Source organism: Phytobacter sp. V69 (assembly GCF_965644215.1).
Taxonomy (GTDB): Bacteria; Pseudomonadota; Gammaproteobacteria; order Enterobacterales; family Enterobacteriaceae; genus Phytobacter.
Map to the genome: position 1 here is coordinate 1 of NZ_CBFFRL010000354.1, position 2,569 is coordinate 2,569.

2 protein-coding genes and 1 pseudogene are annotated in these 2,569 nt (G+C 53.2%); 2 read left to right on the top strand and 1 reads right to left on the bottom strand.

The window, feature by feature from the left end:
• Positions 1-70 precede the first annotated feature (70 nt).
• Positions 71-1,225 (top strand): annotated as a pseudogene (gene araJ, locus ACSZPU_RS24940) (MFS transporter AraJ); the annotation flags it as partial.
• Between the two features lie 43 nt (positions 1,226-1,268).
• Here the strand turns inward: araJ and ACSZPU_RS24945 are convergent.
• Positions 1,269-1,706: a VOC family protein gene (locus ACSZPU_RS24945; RefSeq protein WP_499004278.1), complete on the bottom strand. Its 438-nt coding sequence runs from the start codon at positions 1,704-1,706 to the stop codon at positions 1,269-1,271.
• Positions 1,707-1,854: 148 nt separating this feature from the next.
• On the opposite strand from ACSZPU_RS24945, the gene ACSZPU_RS24950 reads away from it, so the two are divergent.
• Positions 1,855-2,457, top strand: coding sequence for an inorganic diphosphatase (locus ACSZPU_RS24950; protein ID WP_499004279.1), 603 nt, complete (start codon positions 1,855-1,857; stop codon positions 2,455-2,457).
• Positions 2,458-2,569 lie beyond the last annotated feature (112 nt).

Sequence of the window (2,569 nt, forward strand, 5' to 3'; positions counted from 1 at the left end):
GTCATGATAATAGGGCCTTCTGATTAGAAGGCCCTATTATCAATGATTTTTATCCTCGTGACGACACTATCTAGCACTTGGCACCTTTGGCTTGGGCATGGCGGAATTTGGCATTATGGGCGTGCTGACCGAACTGGCGCGGGATGTGGGGATCTCCATTCCGTCGGCAGGCAGTATGATCTCCTTTTATGCGTTTGGCGTGGTGATTGGTGCGCCAATTATCGCCGTGTTCTCCAGCCGTTTCTCGTTAAAAACTATCCTGCTGTTCCTGGTTGCTCTGTGCGCCGTGGGCAATACGATTTTCACCTTCTCAACGTCCTATACCATGCTGGCAATTGGCAGGCTGGTGTCGGGGTTTCCGCACGGGGCCTTTTTCGGGGTTGGGGCGATTATTCTCTCCAAAATCGCGCCGCCGGGGAAAGTCACGCTGGCCGTCGCGGGCATGGTCGCCGGGATGACTGTGGCCAACCTGGCGGGGGTACCGCTGGGAACGTGGCTTGGTCACGCCTTTAGCTGGCGCTACACCTTTATGCTGATTGCCCTGTTTAACCTGCTGGTGATTATTTCAATTATCGCCTGGGTACCACAGCTGTTTGATAAATCCGAGACCCGTTTCACCGAGCAATTTCGCTTCCTGAAAAAGCCAGAACCGTGGTTTATCTTCGCTGCCACCATGTTCGGCAACGCGGGCGTCTTCGCCTGGTTCAGCTTTGTGAAGCCGTTTATGCTCAACGTTTCCGGCTTTTCCGAGATGTTTATGACGGTCATCATGATGCTGATGGGGCTGGGAATGGTGTTGGGCAATCTGCTGAGTGGCAGGCTGTCCGGGCGCTACAGTCCACTGCGTATTGCGGCCACCACTGACCTGGTGATTGTGCTGTCGCTGTTGCTGCTGTTTGCCTTCGGCGAAAACAAGGTAGCTTCCTTAACGATGGGCTTTATCTGCTGTGCGGGCCTGTTTGCATTGGCGGCTCCGCTGCAAATCCTGCTGTTGCAGAATGCCAAAGGCGGTGAGTTGTTAGGCGCGGCAGGGGGACAAATTGCCTTTAACCTCGGTAGCGCCATCGGGGCCTATTTTGGTGGACTGATGATTACCATGGGTTTGAGCTGGGATTATGTCACGCTACCAGCCGCTATCCTTTCGTTCTCAGCGATGTCGGCGCTGCTGATGTACGGGCATGTAAAAGCAAAGCGGGTAAGCGCTGATGTTAGCGCGCTGGCCTGAATAAAAATGCTCCCGTGGGCGCGTTTTTTGCACAAAATCAGCGTTACTCACGCAGCCATGGCGTAAAGCTTAAACCGACCAGCATGCCTTCCGGGCTGAGAAAGCGAGTGATACTTTGTCCCCAGGGCTCAAGCCGGTTTTCAACCAGCAGGGCGTAGCCTTTTTCGCGCAGAGCGCGGGTAGCGCTGTCGAGGTCGGCTACTTCAAACTCAATCCAGCTTTGTGGGGCGGGCACATCCGCTGGCCACGCGTCTGTACCAAAGCAGGACTGCGCTGCCTGATGCAGCGGCCAGAGCGCAAAATGATTGACGCCATCCAGCGAACTATCTTCGGCGACCAGGTAATCTTCATTGCCCTCCATGGGCTTAATGGGCAGACCTAGCGTCTGCTGGTAGAGGGCTTTACTGTCGCCGACGCTGCGTGGGACAGGACCGAAACCCGCAATAAACAGCACGTCCAGACCATCAGTCGAAATATCCATATCTGTTTCACCTCAATCGGTATGCAAAAAAAGAGTATAAACGACGCCAGAAGACGCATGGCATCATGCAAATGATCATCCGCTGTCATGCTGTCGTCATTTTTAGGTCTTAAGTTGTTTCTTTTCAATAACAAAGAGCTAACAAACAATGCATCTGGTCAAAAAAATCCTTGCTGTCAGTCTTTTCCTTTCCGCCTCTGTGCAGGCAGACAATATCCTGGAATTCCCACGGCCTGCCAATAACCCAGAAGAATTTTACGCGGTAACGGAAATCCCGGCGGGTGGCATCATCAAATATGAAACCGACGCCAAAACCGGTTTTATCATTGCCGATCGTTTTCAGTCGATGCCGGTGGTCTATCCGGCGAACTACGGCTCTCTGACACAGTCTCTGGCCGGTGACGGCGACCCGCTGGACGTGATTTTCTACACCCGCGCACCGATGGCACCGGGCACGCTTATCAAACTGCGCCCGATTGGCGTGCTGAAAATGATCGACGGTGGGGAAAAAGACGACAAGATCGTTGCGGTACCGGCCAGCAAAATTGGCCCGACATACGATGACATTAAAGAAGTGGGCGACCTGCCGAAAATTGAACAAGAGCGTCTGCAGGCGTTCTTCCGCGTGTACAAGCAACTGCCAGACGGCCGTAAGAAAGTTGAGCTGAACGGCTTTAATGATGCCGCCAGCGCAAAACAGGAAATCAAAGAATCATGGGATGCGTGGAAAGCGAAAAACCCGCAGAAGTAAGCAGAAAAAACAGGCGCATCATGCGCCTGTTTTGCTTGTGCACAAAAAACCCCCAGCTAGGCTGGGGGGTCCGGAAAGCTTTCAGCTTTAAGCCAGTTATCAAAACCCCTTT

Bases quoted from the DNA above. Each gene is read 5' to 3' on its own strand.
- ACSZPU_RS24945 (WP_499004278.1), bottom strand. From the start codon at position 1,706: ATGGATATTTCGACTGATGGTCTGGACGTGCTGTTTATTGCGGGTTTC.
- ACSZPU_RS24950 (WP_499004279.1), top strand. From the start codon at position 1,855: ATGCATCTGGTCAAAAAAATCCTTGCTGTCAGTCTTTTCCTTTCCGCC.